Below are 14,156 nucleotides of genomic sequence, written 5' to 3'. Positions count from 1 at the left end.
GGCGGGGCACCGGTGGGTGCGGGTGCGCACCTGGACCCGCCGGGTTGCGCCTCCCGCCGGTCACCGGCAACCGCCACGGTCGCCGCCCCCACTCTAGAACCGCCGGGCCCTCCACGAAACCCCCCGCCCTCCCCGCGATGCCGCGGCTGTCCGTCCCCGGTGCGCACACCGTGCCGGGGACGGACCGCGGGATCGCGGGGAGGAACGGGAGGGTCAGCGGATCAGGGCAGGGTCCACTTCTGGTTGGCGCCGGTGTGGCAGGTCCACAGGTGCACGGCCTGACCGTCGGCCGGGTTGTTGCCCGAGACGTCCAGGCACTTGCCCGACTGCGGGTTCTTCAGCGTCCCGTCCGCCTGGGCCGACCAGTTCTGCGCACCCGTGCCGTTGCACGTCCACAACTGGATCTTCGTCCCGTCCGCCGACGCGCCGCCCGAGACGTCCAGGCACTTGCCCAGCGCCTTCACCGTCGAGTTCGGCGTCACCGTCCACGTCTGCGCGGCGGAGCCGTTGCAGCCGTAGATCTGGATCTGCGTGCCGTCGGCCGTGGCCGCGTTGCGCACGTCCAGGCACTTGCCGCCCAGACCCCGGATCGGGCCGACGCCGCCGCTGCCGCCGGACCTGACCAGGGTGAAGTCGTCCACGTCGAAGAGCCCCGTGCCCGAGCCGGTGAAGGTCAGGTAGAGCGTGCCGGTGCCGGACGGCACCCCGGAGAGGGCGGCCGTGACGTCGGCGAAGGTGGTCCAGCTCCCCGTGTTCGGCACGGCGACCGAGCCGAGCACGGTGCCGGTCGCGGAGCCGGTACGCACCTGGAGGGTGCCGCCCGGCCCGCCGGAGACCACCCGCGCCCGCAGCGACGTCGTGCCGGTCAGGTCGAGCCCGGCGTACGCGGCCCAGTCGCCCGGGTCGATGTGCCCGAGGGTCTGCCCGCCGTTCGCGCCGGCCTTGGTGAACGGCGAGACCCCGGAGGCCGAGCTGAACGCCTCGGCCTGGACGGTGTTCCCGCCCGGCGGGTTGACACCCAGTTCCCTGATCCGGATGTTGCGGAACGAGGCGTCGTCGCCGGTGCCGTGGTTCTGGAGCCCGATGTGGCCGGCGAGCGAGCGGACCGGGTCGGTGTTGGTGAAGTCGTTGATCTTCATGCCGTTCAGGAAGACCTGGAGGCGCTCGCCCTCGACCAGCAGCTCGTAGGTGTTCCACTCCCCCGGCGGGTTCAGCGCCGCGTCCCGGGCGGCGATGTCGGCGGACTTGAAGGTGTAGACGGCGCCGGTCGTGCGGTCGGCGGCGTCGGTGGCGTCGATCTGCACCTCGTAGCCGTTGTTGACCGCCGACCAGGGGTCGCTGGAGGCCGGGAAGCCGATGAAGACGCCGGAGTTGTCGTCACCGGCGAGCCGCCAGTCCAGCTTCAGCGAGTAGTTGGTGAACTGCTTCGCGCTGTACCAGTACAGGCCCATCCCGCCGACCGAGGTGAGGGTGGCGTCGGCGTTGCTGAAGCTGCCCGGCCCGGCCTGGGACCAGCCGGTGGTGGAGCCGTTGTAGAGCGGCGTGTATCCGGTCTCGGGCCGGCAGTCGGCCTTGGCCCGGCCGGCCGCGTACCGGATGCCGCCGAGCAGGTGGGCGCGGAAGGCCGGCTCGGCGTACGACGCCTGGGTGTGCCCGCCGCCGGTGTAGAAGGACCGGCCGCCGCTGTAGGTCTTGCACCAGGAGTGCGGGTGGTCGGCACCCATCGAGCCGCCCGAGTAGGAGGACTCGTCCAGGGTGGCCAGCACCCGGGCCGTGGAGCGGGCGTTGGTCTGGTAGTTGTACCACTCGTCGGTGCGGGTCCAGGTCTGCGGCAGGTGCGCGGTCGCCGCGTGCGCCCGGTTCTCCGCCTTCACGTTCGCCTGCTGGATGTGCGGGTGCGAGGCGAAGTACGCCCCGACCAGGTTGCCGTAGAAGGACCAGCCGTACTCGGTGTCGGCGGCGGCGTGCACGCCGACGTACCCGCCGCCCGCGCCGATGTACGACTCGAAGGCGCTCTGCTGCGTGCCGTCGAGCACGTCGCCGGTGGTGTTGAGGAAGACCACCGCCTCGAAGCGGGACAGGTTGGCGGTCGTGAACTGGGCGGCGTCCTCGGTGGCGGTGACGGTGAAGTTGTTGGCCGCGCCGAGGTCGCGGATCGCCTGGGTGCCGACCGCGATGGAGTCGTGCCGGAAGCCGGCCGTCTTGGAGAAGACCAGCACGTCGTACGGGGCGTCGGCGGCGCTGGCCGGGGTGGCCGGGGTGGTGCAGGCGAGGACGGCGAGGACGGCGGTGGCCGCGCCGAGGAGGGGTCGGAGGAGTCTGCGCATGTCGCTCTCCAATTGCCGGGGCTGTCGAGGGCCTACCGGGGCGGGGAGGAGCACGGCGGCCCCTCCCCGCCTCAGGTCAGGGCAGGGTCCACTTCTGGTTGGCGCCGGTGTGGCAGGTCCACAGGTGCACGGCCTGACCGTCGGCCGGGTTGTTGCCCGAGACGTCCAGGCACTTGCCCGACTGCGGGTTCTTCAGCGTCCCGTCCGCCTGGGCCGACCAGTTCTGCGCGCCCGTGCCGTTGCACGTCCACAACTGGATCTTCGTCCCGTCGGCCGACGCGCCGCCCGAGACGTCCAGGCACTTGCCCAGCGCCTTCACCGTCGAGTTCGGCGTCACCGTCCACGTCTGCGCGGCGGAGCCGTTGCAGCCGTAGATCTGGATCTGGGTGCCGTCGGCCGTGGCGGCGTTGCGCACGTCCAGGCACTTGCCGCCGAGCCCGACGACCGGGCCGGTGCGGACCCCCGCCGAGCCGGTGGTGAAGGCGAACGTGTCCACGTCGTAGAGCGCGCCGGTGCCCGTACCCGCGAACGTGAGGTAGAGCGTGCCGGTGCTGGCCGGCGCCCCGGAGATGCTGCCGCTGACCGTGGTGAACGCGTCCCAGGCGCCGGTGACCGGCACGGTCGCGGAGCCGAGCACGGTGCCCGTGGGCGAGCCGACCCGCACCTGGAGGGTGCCGCCGGCACCGGCCGAGGAGACCCGGGCGCTGAACGAGGTCGCGTTGTCGATCCGGTACGGCTCGAACGCGATCCAGTCGCCGTTGTGGATGTCACCGACGGTCCTGCCGCCCTCGGCGGTGCCCTTGTCGAAGGTGCCGACGCCGGAGGAGGTCTTGAAGTGCTCCGCCTGGCGCTTGCGCGGCTGGAGGGTGTGCTGCTTGTGCGTGGTCAGCCCGCCCGCGTCGGTGTACTCGGCGTCGAAGACGGCGAAGATGTTCGCCGCGTCGTCGTGTTCACCGTCGACGGGGATGGTGATCGAGCCCGAGCAGCCGTTCTTCGAGGTGATCTGGTGGCCGTGGTTGTCGTGGCCCAGCACGTACGTCATCTTGACCTTGGTGCAGTCGATGGCCCCGTCCTCCGGGTCGGTCACCGTGATGCTGAACGGCACGGTGTCGCCGTAGCTGAACAGCTTGCCGTTGGCCGGGCTGTTGATGGTGACCGTGGGCGCGGTGTTGCCGACGCCGATCTGCACGTTCGCCGTGCCGGTGGCGCCCTGGGGGTCGCGTACGGTCAGCGTGACCTGGTAGGTGCCGTTGGCGGTGTAGGTCTTGCTGGGGTTGGCCGCCGTCGAGCTGGTGCCGTCGCCGAACGCCCAGGAGTACGTGAGCGCCCCGCCCTCCGGGTCGCTGGACCCGGCCGAGGAGAAGTTCACGGTCAGCGGGGCCGCGCCGGAGGTCTTGTCGGCCGCGGCGACAGCGGTCGGCGCCCGGTTGCCGCCGGCGATGTAGTCGTAGCGGTAGAGCGCCGAGTTGGCGTCGCCGTTGAAGTAGCCGGTGCCGTAGTCGAGGATGTAGAGCGCGCCCTCGGGCCCGAACGCCATGTCCATGATCTGCTTGCCGTTCCACGGGAACGTGTCGATGCCGCCCGGGCTGCCGTCGGCGTTGAGGTGGATCGGCTTGACCCAGCCCCGGCCGAGTTCGCCGGCGAAGAACTGCCCGTCGAAGGACTGCGGGAACTTGGTGGTGGAGTTGAGCGCGGCGTCGTAGCGGTAGACGGGGCCGGCCATGGGCGACTCGGAGCCGCCGCCGAACTCCGGCGGGGTGCCGGCGTCGCCGGCGTACCGGATCCAGGCCGGCTTCGCGCCGGGCAGGGTGGGCAGGCCCGTGTTGCGGAACGAGTTGTTGGTCGGCCCGCCGGAGCAGTTGTACTTCGCCCCACCGGTCCCGGCGGCGAAGTCCCACTCGGCGTACGTCTCGGTGGCGGTGTTGGTGCCCGTGCAGTACGGCCAGCCGTAGTTGCCGGGACCGGTGATCCGGTTGAACTCGACCTGGCCGCTGGGGCCCCGGGCGCTGGTGGTGCCGGCGTCCGGGCCGTAGTCGCCCACGTAGACGATGCCGGTGGCCCGGTCGACGCTCATCCGGAACGGGTTGCGGAAGCCCATCGCGTAGATCTCGGGGCGGGTCCGCGCGTCCGAGTCGACGAACATGTTGCCGGCCGGGATCGAGTACGTGCCGTTGGCGTTCACCTTGATCCGCAGGATCTTGCCGCGCAGGTCGTTGGTGTTGGCGGCGGTGCGCTGCGCGTCGTACGCAGGGTTGCGGTTGGTGCGCTCGTCGATGGGCGCGTACCCGGCCGAGTCGAACGGGTTGGTGTCGTCGCCGGTGGAGAGGTAGAGGTTGCCGGCGGCGTCGAAGTCGATGTCGCCGCCGACGTGGCAGCAGATGCCCCGGTCGGCGGGCACGTCGAGGATGTCGACCCTGCTGCCGGTGTTGATCGTGAAGTCGGCGTTGAGGGTGAACCGGGACAGCCGGTTGACGCCCTGCCAGGCCGAGAAGTCGGTGCCGGTCGCCGGCGCGTCGCCGGCGGGGGTGGCCAGCGGTGGCGCGTAGTAGAGGTAGATGTGCCGGTTGCTGGCGAAGTTCGGGTCGGCCCCGATGCCCTGCAACCCCTCCTCGTCGTGGGTGTAGACCGGCAGCGTGCCGATCACGGAGGTGGTGCCGGCGGAGTCCGTCCGCCGGACGGTGCCGTTGCGGGCGGTGTGCAGGACCGACCGGTCCGGCAGCACCGCGATCGTCATGGGCTCGCCCACCTCGGCGACGCCCTTGGCGAGGGTGACCTGCTGGAAGTCGGTGCCGACGATGGGGTGGGCCTGGGCCGGGCCGGCGCCGAGGGCGACCGTGCCGGCGGTGGCGACCAGCAGCAGCGCCGAGGCGGCGGAGAAGCGTCGCCGGAGCCGTGGAGTGGAGACGTCCTGGGTGGACATGGGTGTGCCGTCCCTTCCTGACGAGTGACTGCCAGGGCGGGCGCGCGCCGTCGCGCCGGATGCCGTAGCGGGGGGATGCGGTCGGCCCGCCGGGGTGCCGTGCCCGGCCGGCCGCGACCTGCGAGGGATGGAGCGGACCCCATCGATCGGAGGTCACCAGTCGATGGGTTCCCGCGCCGCCGGTTCACCTCGACGAAACACATTCGTGATGGCCCGACATTAAGCGACGAGCATCGATGTGTCCATACCTTCCGCCGATTCGGCACCAACTTTCGTCGATCTCGTCAAAAGTCGCCGCCTGCCCGAAGCCACGACTCAGTGGGGACGGTCGACGGCCCGGGCGGCGAGGGTGGTCAGGGCGGCGCGGGCCTCGGCGGTCACCGGGGTGGCCCCCAGGGCCGCCAGGGCGGCCTCCGCGCGCACCCGGATCATCTCCTCGATCCGCTCGCGGGCCCCGGTGGCTTCGATGATCTTCCGCAGCTCGGCGGCGCCGTCGCCGTCGAGCGCCGGGTTGCCGAACAGCTCCCGCAGCCGCGCGGCCTGCGCCCGGTCGGCGGCGCCACGGGCCAGCGCCATCATCACCGTCGGCTTGCCCTCCCGCAGGTCGTCCAGGACCGACTTGCCGGTGACCGTCGGGTCGCCGAAGACCCCCAGCACGTCGTCGCGCAGTTGGAACGCGTCGCCCAGCGGGTCGCCGAACTCGGCCAGCGCGGCGAGCAGCTCCGGCCCGGCCCCGGCCAGCGTCGCCCCGATCTGCAACGGCCGGGTGACCGTGTAGCGGGCCGCCTTCATCCGGACGACGGTCAGCGCGCTCGCCACCGACCCGTCGCCCACCCCGGAGACCAGGTCCAGGTACTCCCCCGCGATCACCTCGGTGCGCATCAGCGCGTAGACCGCGTACCCCCGGCGCACCCGCCCCACGTCCAGGCCGCACTCGTGGAACATCTGGTCGGACCAGGCGGCGCAGAGGTCACCGCAGAGCAGCGCGGTGTTGCGCCCGTACGCCTCGGGGTCGCCGCGCCAGGACGAGCGGGCGTGCAGGTCGGCGAAGAGCCGGTGCACCGACGGCCCGCCCCGACGGCGGTCGCTGCCGTCCAGGATGTCGTCGTGGATCAGCGCGAACGCGTGGAACAGCTCCAACGCGGCGGCGGCCGCCACGATCGGTGCGCCGTCGGCGCCGCCCGCGCCCCGCCAGCCCCAGTAGCAGAAGAGCGGACGCAGCCGCTTGCCGCCGGCCAGCACGAACCGGTGCAGCGCGGTGAAGACGCCCCGGGGCGCGCCGTCCGGCCAGTCCCGGCCCTGCCGGTCGAGGAAGGCGGCGAGCGCGGCGTCGAACCGGGCCCGCAGCCCGCTCGTGTCGGTCGGGGCGACGACGGCGGTCACGCCTCCTCCCTGGACGGCCCGGCCGACTGCGGGGTGGGCGGCCCGGCCGACGCCGGGGTGGACGGCCCGGCCGACGCCGGGGTGGACGGCCCGGCCGACGCCGGGGTGGACGGCCCGGCCGACGCCGGGGTGGACGGCCCGGCGCGGCGCGGTGGCGGGACCGTGCCGGGGAGCGCCGGCGGCGCCAGCCCCGCCAGCTCCAGCAGGAGCGCCTTGACCTCGGTCGCGGCGACCCGGTCCCGGGCGGCGGACGGATCGGAGCAGAGCAGCACCGGCCCGTCGGCCGGGTCGGCCGGGAGCCGGCCGTGCGACCCGCGCACCGCCCGGGCGCCGGCGTCCAGCCCCACCACGCTCATCAGGTAGCGCATCCCGAGCTTCTTGCGCGCCAACGCCACGGCGGCCCGCCGCTTCGCCGCCAACGGTGCGGCCGGGTCGAAGAAGAGTTCGGCGGGGTCGTAACCCGGCTTGCGATGAATGTCCACCAGCCGGGCGAAGTCCGGCGCGCGGGCGTCGTCGAGCCAGTAGTAGTAGGTGAACCAGGCGTCCGGCTCGGCGACGAGGACCAGCTCCCCGGCGCGCGGATGGTCCAGCCCGTACGCGGCCCGGCCGTCGGCGTCGAGCACCTCGGCCACCCCGGGCAGCCCCGCGCAGAGCGCCGCCACCGCCGGCACGTCGGCCGGGTCGCGGACGTGGACGTGCGCCACCTGGTGGTCCGCCACCGCGAAGGCCCGCGAGGTCCACGGGTCCAGGTACTCCATGCCGGCCTGGGTGTGCACCCGCAGCAGCCCCTCGGCGCGCAGCGCCCGGTTGACGTCGACCGGGCGGGAGACGTCGGTGATGCCGTACTCCGAGAGCACCACCACGGTCGCGTCGCGGGCGCGGGCGGCGTCCAGCAGCGGCCCGAGCACGCCGTCCAGCTCGGCCGCCGCCGCGGCGGCGCGGGGCGACGAGGGGCCGAAGCGTTGCAGGTCGTAGTCGAGGTGCGGGACGTAGACCAGGGTCAGGTCCGGCGCGTGGTCGGCGAGGATCCGCTCGGCGGCCCGGCAGATCCACGCCGACGACGCCAGCCCGGCGCCCGGCCCCCAGTAGCTGAACAGCGGGAAGGTGCCGAGCCCATCGGTGAGGGCGTCGTGCAGCTCCGGCGGGTCGGTGTAGCAGTCCGGCTCCTTGCGCCCGTCCGCCCGGTAGACGGGGCGGGGGGTGACCGTCCAGTCCACGTCGGCGCCCATGGCGTACCACCAGCAGACGTTGGCGACCGTGAAGCCCGGCTCGACCCGACGGGCCGCCTGCCACAGCTTCTCGCCGCCGACCAGGGCGTGGTGCTGCCGCCAGAGCAGCACCTCGCCGAGGTCCCGGAAGTACCAGCCGTTGCCGACGATCCCGTGCCCGGCCGGAAGCTCCCCGGTGAGGAACGTCGACTGCACCGGGCAGGTCAGCGCGGGCAGCACCGTGCCCAGCTCCGCGCGGAAGCCGGCGTCGGCGACCGCGCGCAGCCGCGGCATGTGCGCCAGCAGGCGCGGGGTCAGCCCCACCACGTCCAGCACCACCAGCCGCCGGCTCATGCCGGCACCCCCGCGCGGTGTCGACGGTTCGCTCGCTGACGCCCGCTCATCGCCGTACCTCCGCCGTCGCCGGGACCGCGCGGCCCGCCGGCGCGAGGCCGAGGGCGACCAGCTCCGCGCGGGCGAAGGCCAGCTCGGCGGCGATGCCGGCGGCCAGCTCCGCGTCGGTGCGCGGGCGCCGCGCGGCCGGCAGCACCCCCCAGGTGTACGTCTCGACGTCGAGGTGGTCGCAGCCCGCCTCCGGCCCGGCGTAGAGCGCGGCCAGCGCGGCGCGCAGCACCGGCAGGGTCGAGCCCAGCGGCGGCTCGGGCGGGGCGTGCAGCGGCACGTGGTAGTGCACCCGCCACGGGCCGGGCAGCCGCGCCTCCAGGGCGGCGTCCAGGTCGTCGGCGGCGTGGGCGGGGTCGGCGGGGTCGGCGGCCCCCGCGCAGCCGGCCGCGCGGGTCTGGTGCAGGAAGCGCGGCTCCACCCAGCGGCGCAGCGCCGGCGTCGCCCCGGCGGGCGCCTCGATGGCGGCCGACACCTGCACCTTCACCACCGGCAGTCCGGCCGTGCGCAGCCGGCCCAGCGCGTCGGCGGGCTCCTCCCACGCGCAGGCGAGGTGGGCGAGGTCCAGGCAGACGCCGAGCCGCTCGGTGTCCACGCCGGACAGCGCCGCGACGGCCTGCCCGGTGCTCTCCACCACGCAGCCCGGCTCCGGCTCGAACCCGACCCGCACGCTGCGGCCGGTCGCCCGCTCGACGGCCGCGAGACCGGCCGCGAGCTGGTCCAGCCGGTGCCGGGCGGCGTCCGCGTGGGCGGCGTCCCAGGGCCGCCGCCAGGCCAGCGGCAGGGTGGAGACCGAGCCCCGGGCCGCGTCGTCGGGCAGCAGGTCGGCGAGCACCCGGGCCAGGTCCAGGGTGTACGCGAGCCGCTCTGGCGTGGTCCAGTCCGGGTGGTAGACGTCGCCCTTGACCACGGGCGCCTGGAAGGCCGCGTACGGGAAGCCGTTGAGGGTGACCACCTCCAGCCCTCGGGCGGCCAGCGCGGCCCGTAGCCGGCGGCGGGCGGCCGGGTCGGCGGCCAGCTCGGCGGCGACCGGGGCGGCCAGCCACAGCCCGAGGCCGAGCAGGTCGGCGCCGAGCGCCTCGCGTACGGGCACGGCGTGGGTGTCCAGTTGGCGCAGGATGCCGGCGAGGTCCTCGGCGGGGTGCACGTTGGTGCAGTAGCCGAGGTGGACGGTGTCGCCGCCGGCGTGCCGCAGCCGCATCAGCTGCCGCCACGCAGGATCGAGTTGCCGGCCCAGGTGCCCGTCCCGGCGTCGACGGCGGCGTCCAGGCCCGTCAGGTCGAGCCGCCCGGACTGGCCGTAGAACTCGACCGGGTTGCGCCACAGCACCCGGTCCACGTCGTCGTCGGTGAAGCCGGCCAGCAGCATCGCCTCCCCGGTGGCCCGGGTGAGCAGCGGGTCCGAGCGCCCCCAGTCGGCCGCCGAGTTGACCAGCACCCGTTCCGTCCCGTACGTCCGCAGCAGCTCCACCATGCGCGGCGGGGACATCTTGGTGTCGGGATAGATGGAGAAGCCCAGCCAGCAGCCGGTGTCGCGGACCAGCCCCACCGTCACCTCGTTGAGGTGGTCGAGCACCACCCGGCCCGGCTCGATCCCCGACTCGGCCACCACCGCGAGGCTGCGCTCGACGCCGCGCGCCTTGTCCCGGTGCGGGGTGTGCACCAGGGCCGGCAGGTCGTGGGCCACGGCCAGGGCGAGCTGGGCGGCGAACGCCTCGTCCTCCTCCGGCGTCATCGAGTCGTAGCCGATCTCGCCGACCGCCACCACGGCGTCCTTGTCGAGGTAGCGCGGCAGCAGGTCGAGCACCGGGCGGCAGCGCGGGTCGTTGGCCTCCTTCGGGTTCAGCGCCACGGTGGCGTGGTGGCGGATCCCGAACTGTCCGGCCCGGAACGGCTCCCAGCCGACGAGCGAGTCGAAGTAGTCGGCGAAGGAGGCGGGGCTGGTGCGGGGCTGGCCGAGCCAGAACGCCGGCTCCACCACCGCCCGGACGCCGGCGGCGGCCATCCGCTCGTAGTCGTCGGTGGTCCGCGAGGTCATGTGGATGTGCGGGTCGAAGATGCGCATCAGGCCTCCTGGATGTCGCGCAGCCGGGTGAGCAGGTCGGTCGCGTCCGCCGGCACGGCGCGCCCGGCGGCCTGCCGCTCGGCGGCCAGGGACGCGAGCATCGCGGCGAGTTCGCCGTCGGCGCGGGCGTCGAGGTCGTGCACCACGGCCAGCGGCACGCCGGTGAAGACGCACTTGAGCACCGCCTGCCGCCAGGCGGGCGGGTCGAGGTGCCGGGCGTACGGGCCGAGGGCGGCGGCCAGCAGCCGGGTGTCGTTGGTGCGGATCGCGTCGTGCAGCAGCGGCGTCCCGGCCGCGCCGACCGGCAGCAGCGGCAGGGCCTTGAGCACGGCCCGCTTCTCGGCGGCGTCGCCCTGCCGGTAGCGGGTCTCGGCGTGGGTCGCGTGGTCGGTCGGCAGCGCGGTCAGCAGCAGCGCCCGGGCCGCCTCGTCGGCGCTCCAGCCGGGCGCCCCGGGCAGCGGCGCCCGGCCGCAGCGCCGCCCGGCGGCCGGGAAGAACCGGTCGATCGTCGCCGGATCGGCCGCCACCCGCCGCAGCGCCTCGTCGAGCCAGTCGGGCTCGGGTACGCCCCGCAGCGCGGCCCGCAGTTGATCCGGTGTCATCCCGTCTCCTCCCTCGTGCTGCCGACGTGGCCCCGTCACCGTTGCCGGCGTGCCGCCTCCGTCGCGGCGTCACCCGTTTCGGGGTGTGCCGCCTCCGTCGCGGCGGCGCGCAGGAAGTCGAGCGAGCGGGCCGCGACGGCGGGGGCGGCGTGCGAGTGCCGGGGCAGCTCCACGGCGACCAGGCCCCGGTAGCCGGCTTCGCCCAGGGCCCGCAGCACGGGCGGGAAGTCGATCTCCCCCGCGCCGAACTCCAGGTGCTCGTGCACGCCCCGGCGCATGTCGTCGATCTGCACGTTGACCAGGTACGCGCCCACCTCGCGGACGCACTCGGGGACCGGCCGCGGCTCCAGGCAGCGGCAGTGCCCGATGTCGAGGGTGATGCCGAAGCGGGCCGGATCGCCGAGCGCGGCGCGCAGCCGGCGCCAGCCGGCGATGTCCTCGACCAGCATGCCCGGCTCCGGCTCGAAGCCGAGGGTCGTGCCGGCCGCCTCGGCGGCGTCGAGCACGGTCGCGCAGCCGGCGACCAGCCGGTCCCAGGCGGTCTCCGGTGCGACGGCGTCGGGGCGTACGCCGGACCAGAGGGAGACGGCCTCCGCGCCCAGGTCGGCGCCGATCCGCACGGCCCGGCGCAGGAACTCGACCCGCCGCGCCGGGTCGTCGTGCAGCAGCGTCGGGGCGTGCTTGTGCCACGGGTCGAGCAGGTAGCGGGCGCCGGTCTCGACGACCACGGCGAGGTCGAGCGCCGCGAGCCGGCGGGCGACGGCGGCCACCCGGCGGGCCAGCGCGGCCGCGAACGGATCGAGGTGGTCGTGGTCCAGGGTGAGCGCGACGCCCTCGTAGCCCAGGTCGGCGAGGACGGCGAGCGCGTCGGTCAGCCGGTGGTTGGCGAACCCGTTGGTCCCGTAGCCGAACCGGAGCCCGCCGTCGGCCGCCGCCGGCCCCCGGGGGCCCGGCGCGGGACGGGTCGGGGCGGTCATGTCGGGGAGATCCTTCGGGCGAGCCGGCCGCCGAGCGGCGCGGCCGCCGCCACCGCCAGCCCCAGCAGCCCGGCCCCGGCGCGTGCGGTGAGGGCGCCCTGCAACGCGGGCAGCCCGGTGATGCCGGCCCCCACCGCCGCCCGCACCCGGCCCGCGCGGGGGTCGGCCGCGGCCCGGGCCTGGGCCGCGCCGTAGCGGGCCGCGTACCAGCCGGCCAGCAGGGCGGGCAGCGCGGCGGCCGGGCCCCGCCGGGGGGCGCGGCCGGGCGGTTCGGCGCCTGCGCCGGGACGGCGGTCCCGCACCGGCGGGGCGACGCGCGGCGCGGCGGCGCCCGCGGCGACCAGGGCGGTGCCGGCGAGGGTACGCAGCGGCAGCGCGGCGTCGGCGCCGCTGACCTCCCGGCGGGACAGGGCGGTGACCGTCCACGTGTGCGCGGCGACGGTGACCGCCGCCGGCACCGCCCGCAGCATCCGGCCGCCAGTCGCGCCGAGCAGCACGTCCAGCCCTCGGCAGGCGGCCATCACGGCCGGGCCGGCGGGGGTCGACTTCGCCGCCAGGTCGTACCCCCAGACGGCGGCGGCGAGCGGGACCGCGACCGTCGCGGCACGCCGGCCCCCGGCGGCGGTGGCCAGCGCGACCCCGGCGGCGGTGAGCCCGGCGGCGAGGCCGAGCGCGGCCCCGGGGGCCACCCGGCCGCTGGGGATGGGCCGCTCGGGGCGTTCGACGGCGTCGAGTCGGCGGTCGGCCCAGTCGTTGGCCGCCATCCCCGCCCAGTAGAGCAGGACGGACGCGGCGGCCAGCGCGGGCGTACGCCGCCCGAGGGTGCCGGCGGCCGCCGCCCCGGCGACGACGTCCCCGGGCACCGAGAGCGCGGCCGGCGCCCGGACGAGTTCGGCGAGGTCAGCGAGGCGCGGCATCGGTGCCTCCCGCGTGCAGCCGGTGGGCGAAGCCGCACAGTCGGGTCCACTGGTCGGCCAGCGAGTGGGTGGGCGAGCCGAGCGGGTCCTTGAAGAAGAAGGCGAGGTCGGTCAGGGGGCCGGCGTGGCCGGCGGCGTGCGCGGCGGCGGTGAGCCGGGCCAGGTCGAGCACGAGGGGCGCGGCCAGCGCGGAGTCGCAGCCGTGCCAGGTGAACTCCATCCGCATCCCGGTGCCGAGGAACCCGGCGAACGTGACCAGGTCCCAGGCGGTCTTGAAGTCGCCCAGCGCCTCGACGTACTCGATCCGGGTGCCGCCCTGCGGCAGGTGGCCGAGGGTCTCGCCGAGCACCCGCTGCTTGCTCTCCACCTTGGCCGCGTTGGCCGCCGGGTCGGCGAGGGTGGCGCCGTCGCCGCCGCCGAGCAGGTTGACGCCGGACCAGGAGCGCACCGCCAGGTGCCGCATCGCGAACATCGGCGCGAGCACGGACTTGACCAGCGTCTCCCCCGTCTTGCCGTCGTGCCCTGCGTACGGGATCCCGCGCTCGGCGGCCAGCGCCACCAGGGCCGGCAGTCGCAGCCCGGTGGACGGGGTGAAGTCGACGTACGGGCAGCCGGCGCGCACCGCCGCGTACGCGTAGAGGGAGCTGGGCGGCAGCACCTCGTCGCCACCGGCGAGCGCGGCGGCCAGCGCGTCCGGGTCGGCGTGGCCCGGGTGCGGACGGGCGGCGGGTTCGGTGGCCGAGACGTTGACCACCACGACCCGGTCGAGCCCGTGCCGGCGGCGGAAGTCGGTGAGGTCGCGTACGGTCACGGCGGCCCGGTCCGCCTGGGTGCCGCCGGCGGGGGCCGGACGCAGCTCGCGTTCGACGGCGGCCAGCTCGTCGGGGAGGGCGGCGACCAGCCGGCCGGGCAGCACGCCGGCGGCGGCCAGGGCCTCGGCCCGCTTCGCCAGCGGGGTGGTGACCACGTCGTGCCCGCCGAGGACCAGGTCGGTGAAGGCCGGCAGGGCGGGCCCGCGCAGGTCGGGCAGCTCGGTGACGCAGCCGGTCGGGCCGGTGAGCCCGGACCGCAGGGCGAGCGCCCCCACGATGCTGGTGGTCGCGACCGAGCCGCGTGCTCCCACCAGCCAGACACCCGTGCGCATGGTGCTCCTTCCCGATCAGGAGGAACCAGCCGTGCATAGAGTTATATAGATATCAGAAGTTTGTTCAGAAAGATATGCATCTATGCGGATGGGCCCCGTCCGCCGGCCGCCCCGGGAGGAGCCCACCGGTCCGGTGTCGACGTCGGCGGCGACGACCCCGGCCCGGATCCCGGCGCGGGCACGGACGGACGGGGCTGGCAGGCAGGGCCGGT

General features: G+C 75.1%; 10 protein-coding genes. All 10 read right to left on the bottom strand.

All coding sequences use genetic code 11. The features are described from left to right. Positions 1 to 221: 221 nt before the first annotated feature. The 10 genes from GA0070606_RS23315 to GA0070606_RS23270 all read right to left on the bottom strand — a co-directional run bounded on the left by GA0070606_RS23315 (position 222) and on the right by GA0070606_RS23270 (position 13,944). Positions 222 to 2,327 (bottom strand): ThuA domain-containing protein, encoded by a 2,106-nt coding sequence (locus GA0070606_RS23315; RefSeq protein WP_091104227.1) that lies wholly within the window; start codon positions 2,325 to 2,327, stop codon positions 222 to 224. Positions 2,328 to 2,403: 76 nt separating this feature from the next. Next, entirely contained in the window at positions 2,404 to 5,247 is a 2,844-nt protein-coding gene (locus GA0070606_RS23310; protein ID WP_091104224.1) for a PQQ-dependent sugar dehydrogenase, read from the bottom strand. A gap of 315 nt (positions 5,248 to 5,562) precedes the next feature. Beyond that, positions 5,563 to 6,630, bottom strand: a complete 1,068-nt coding sequence (locus tag GA0070606_RS23305; protein WP_091104222.1) for a polyprenyl synthetase family protein — start codon at positions 6,628 to 6,630, stop codon at positions 5,563 to 5,565. Beyond that, positions 6,627 to 8,192 (bottom strand): alkaline phosphatase family protein, encoded by a 1,566-nt coding sequence (locus GA0070606_RS23300; protein ID WP_245724777.1) that lies wholly within the window; start codon positions 8,190 to 8,192, stop codon positions 6,627 to 6,629. Before GA0070606_RS23300 ends, GA0070606_RS23305 begins: the two co-directional genes overlap by 4 nt. Positions 8,193 to 8,238: 46 nt before the next feature. Beyond that, on the bottom strand, positions 8,239 to 9,441 hold the full coding sequence (gene eboE / locus GA0070606_RS23295; protein WP_091104219.1) for a metabolite traffic protein EboE: 1,203 nt from the start codon (positions 9,439 to 9,441) through the stop codon (positions 8,239 to 8,241). Beyond that, a complete protein-coding gene (locus GA0070606_RS23290; RefSeq protein WP_091104216.1) occupies positions 9,441 to 10,304 on the bottom strand; it encodes a TatD family hydrolase in 864 nt (287 codons plus the stop codon). The genes eboE and GA0070606_RS23290 overlap by 1 nt, the downstream gene beginning before the upstream one ends. Beyond that, positions 10,304 to 10,906: an EboA domain-containing protein gene (locus GA0070606_RS23285; protein ID WP_091104212.1), complete on the bottom strand. Its 603-nt coding sequence runs from the start codon at positions 10,904 to 10,906 to the stop codon at positions 10,304 to 10,306. Before GA0070606_RS23285 ends, GA0070606_RS23290 begins: the two co-directional genes overlap by 1 nt. A gap of 35 nt (positions 10,907 to 10,941) precedes the next feature. Continuing rightward, the gene (locus GA0070606_RS23280) at positions 10,942 to 11,883 is read right to left on the bottom strand and encodes a sugar phosphate isomerase/epimerase family protein (protein WP_091104209.1); all 942 of its coding nucleotides are present in this window, start codon (positions 11,881 to 11,883) and stop codon (positions 10,942 to 10,944) included. Then, positions 11,880 to 12,800: an SCO3242 family prenyltransferase gene (locus tag GA0070606_RS23275; RefSeq protein WP_091104207.1), complete on the bottom strand. Its 921-nt coding sequence runs from the start codon at positions 12,798 to 12,800 to the stop codon at positions 11,880 to 11,882. The genes GA0070606_RS23280 and GA0070606_RS23275 overlap by 4 nt, the downstream gene beginning before the upstream one ends. Further along, positions 12,784 to 13,944, bottom strand: a complete 1,161-nt coding sequence (locus GA0070606_RS23270; protein WP_091104204.1) for an inositol-3-phosphate synthase — start codon at positions 13,942 to 13,944, stop codon at positions 12,784 to 12,786. Before GA0070606_RS23270 ends, GA0070606_RS23275 begins: the two co-directional genes overlap by 17 nt. Positions 13,945 to 14,156: the final 212 nt, after the last annotated feature.

Source organism: Micromonospora citrea, assembly GCF_900090315.1.
GTDB classification, from domain to species: Bacteria; Actinomycetota; Actinomycetes; order Mycobacteriales; family Micromonosporaceae; genus Micromonospora; species Micromonospora citrea.
This window is presented reverse-complemented; position numbering and strand designations above follow the sequence as displayed.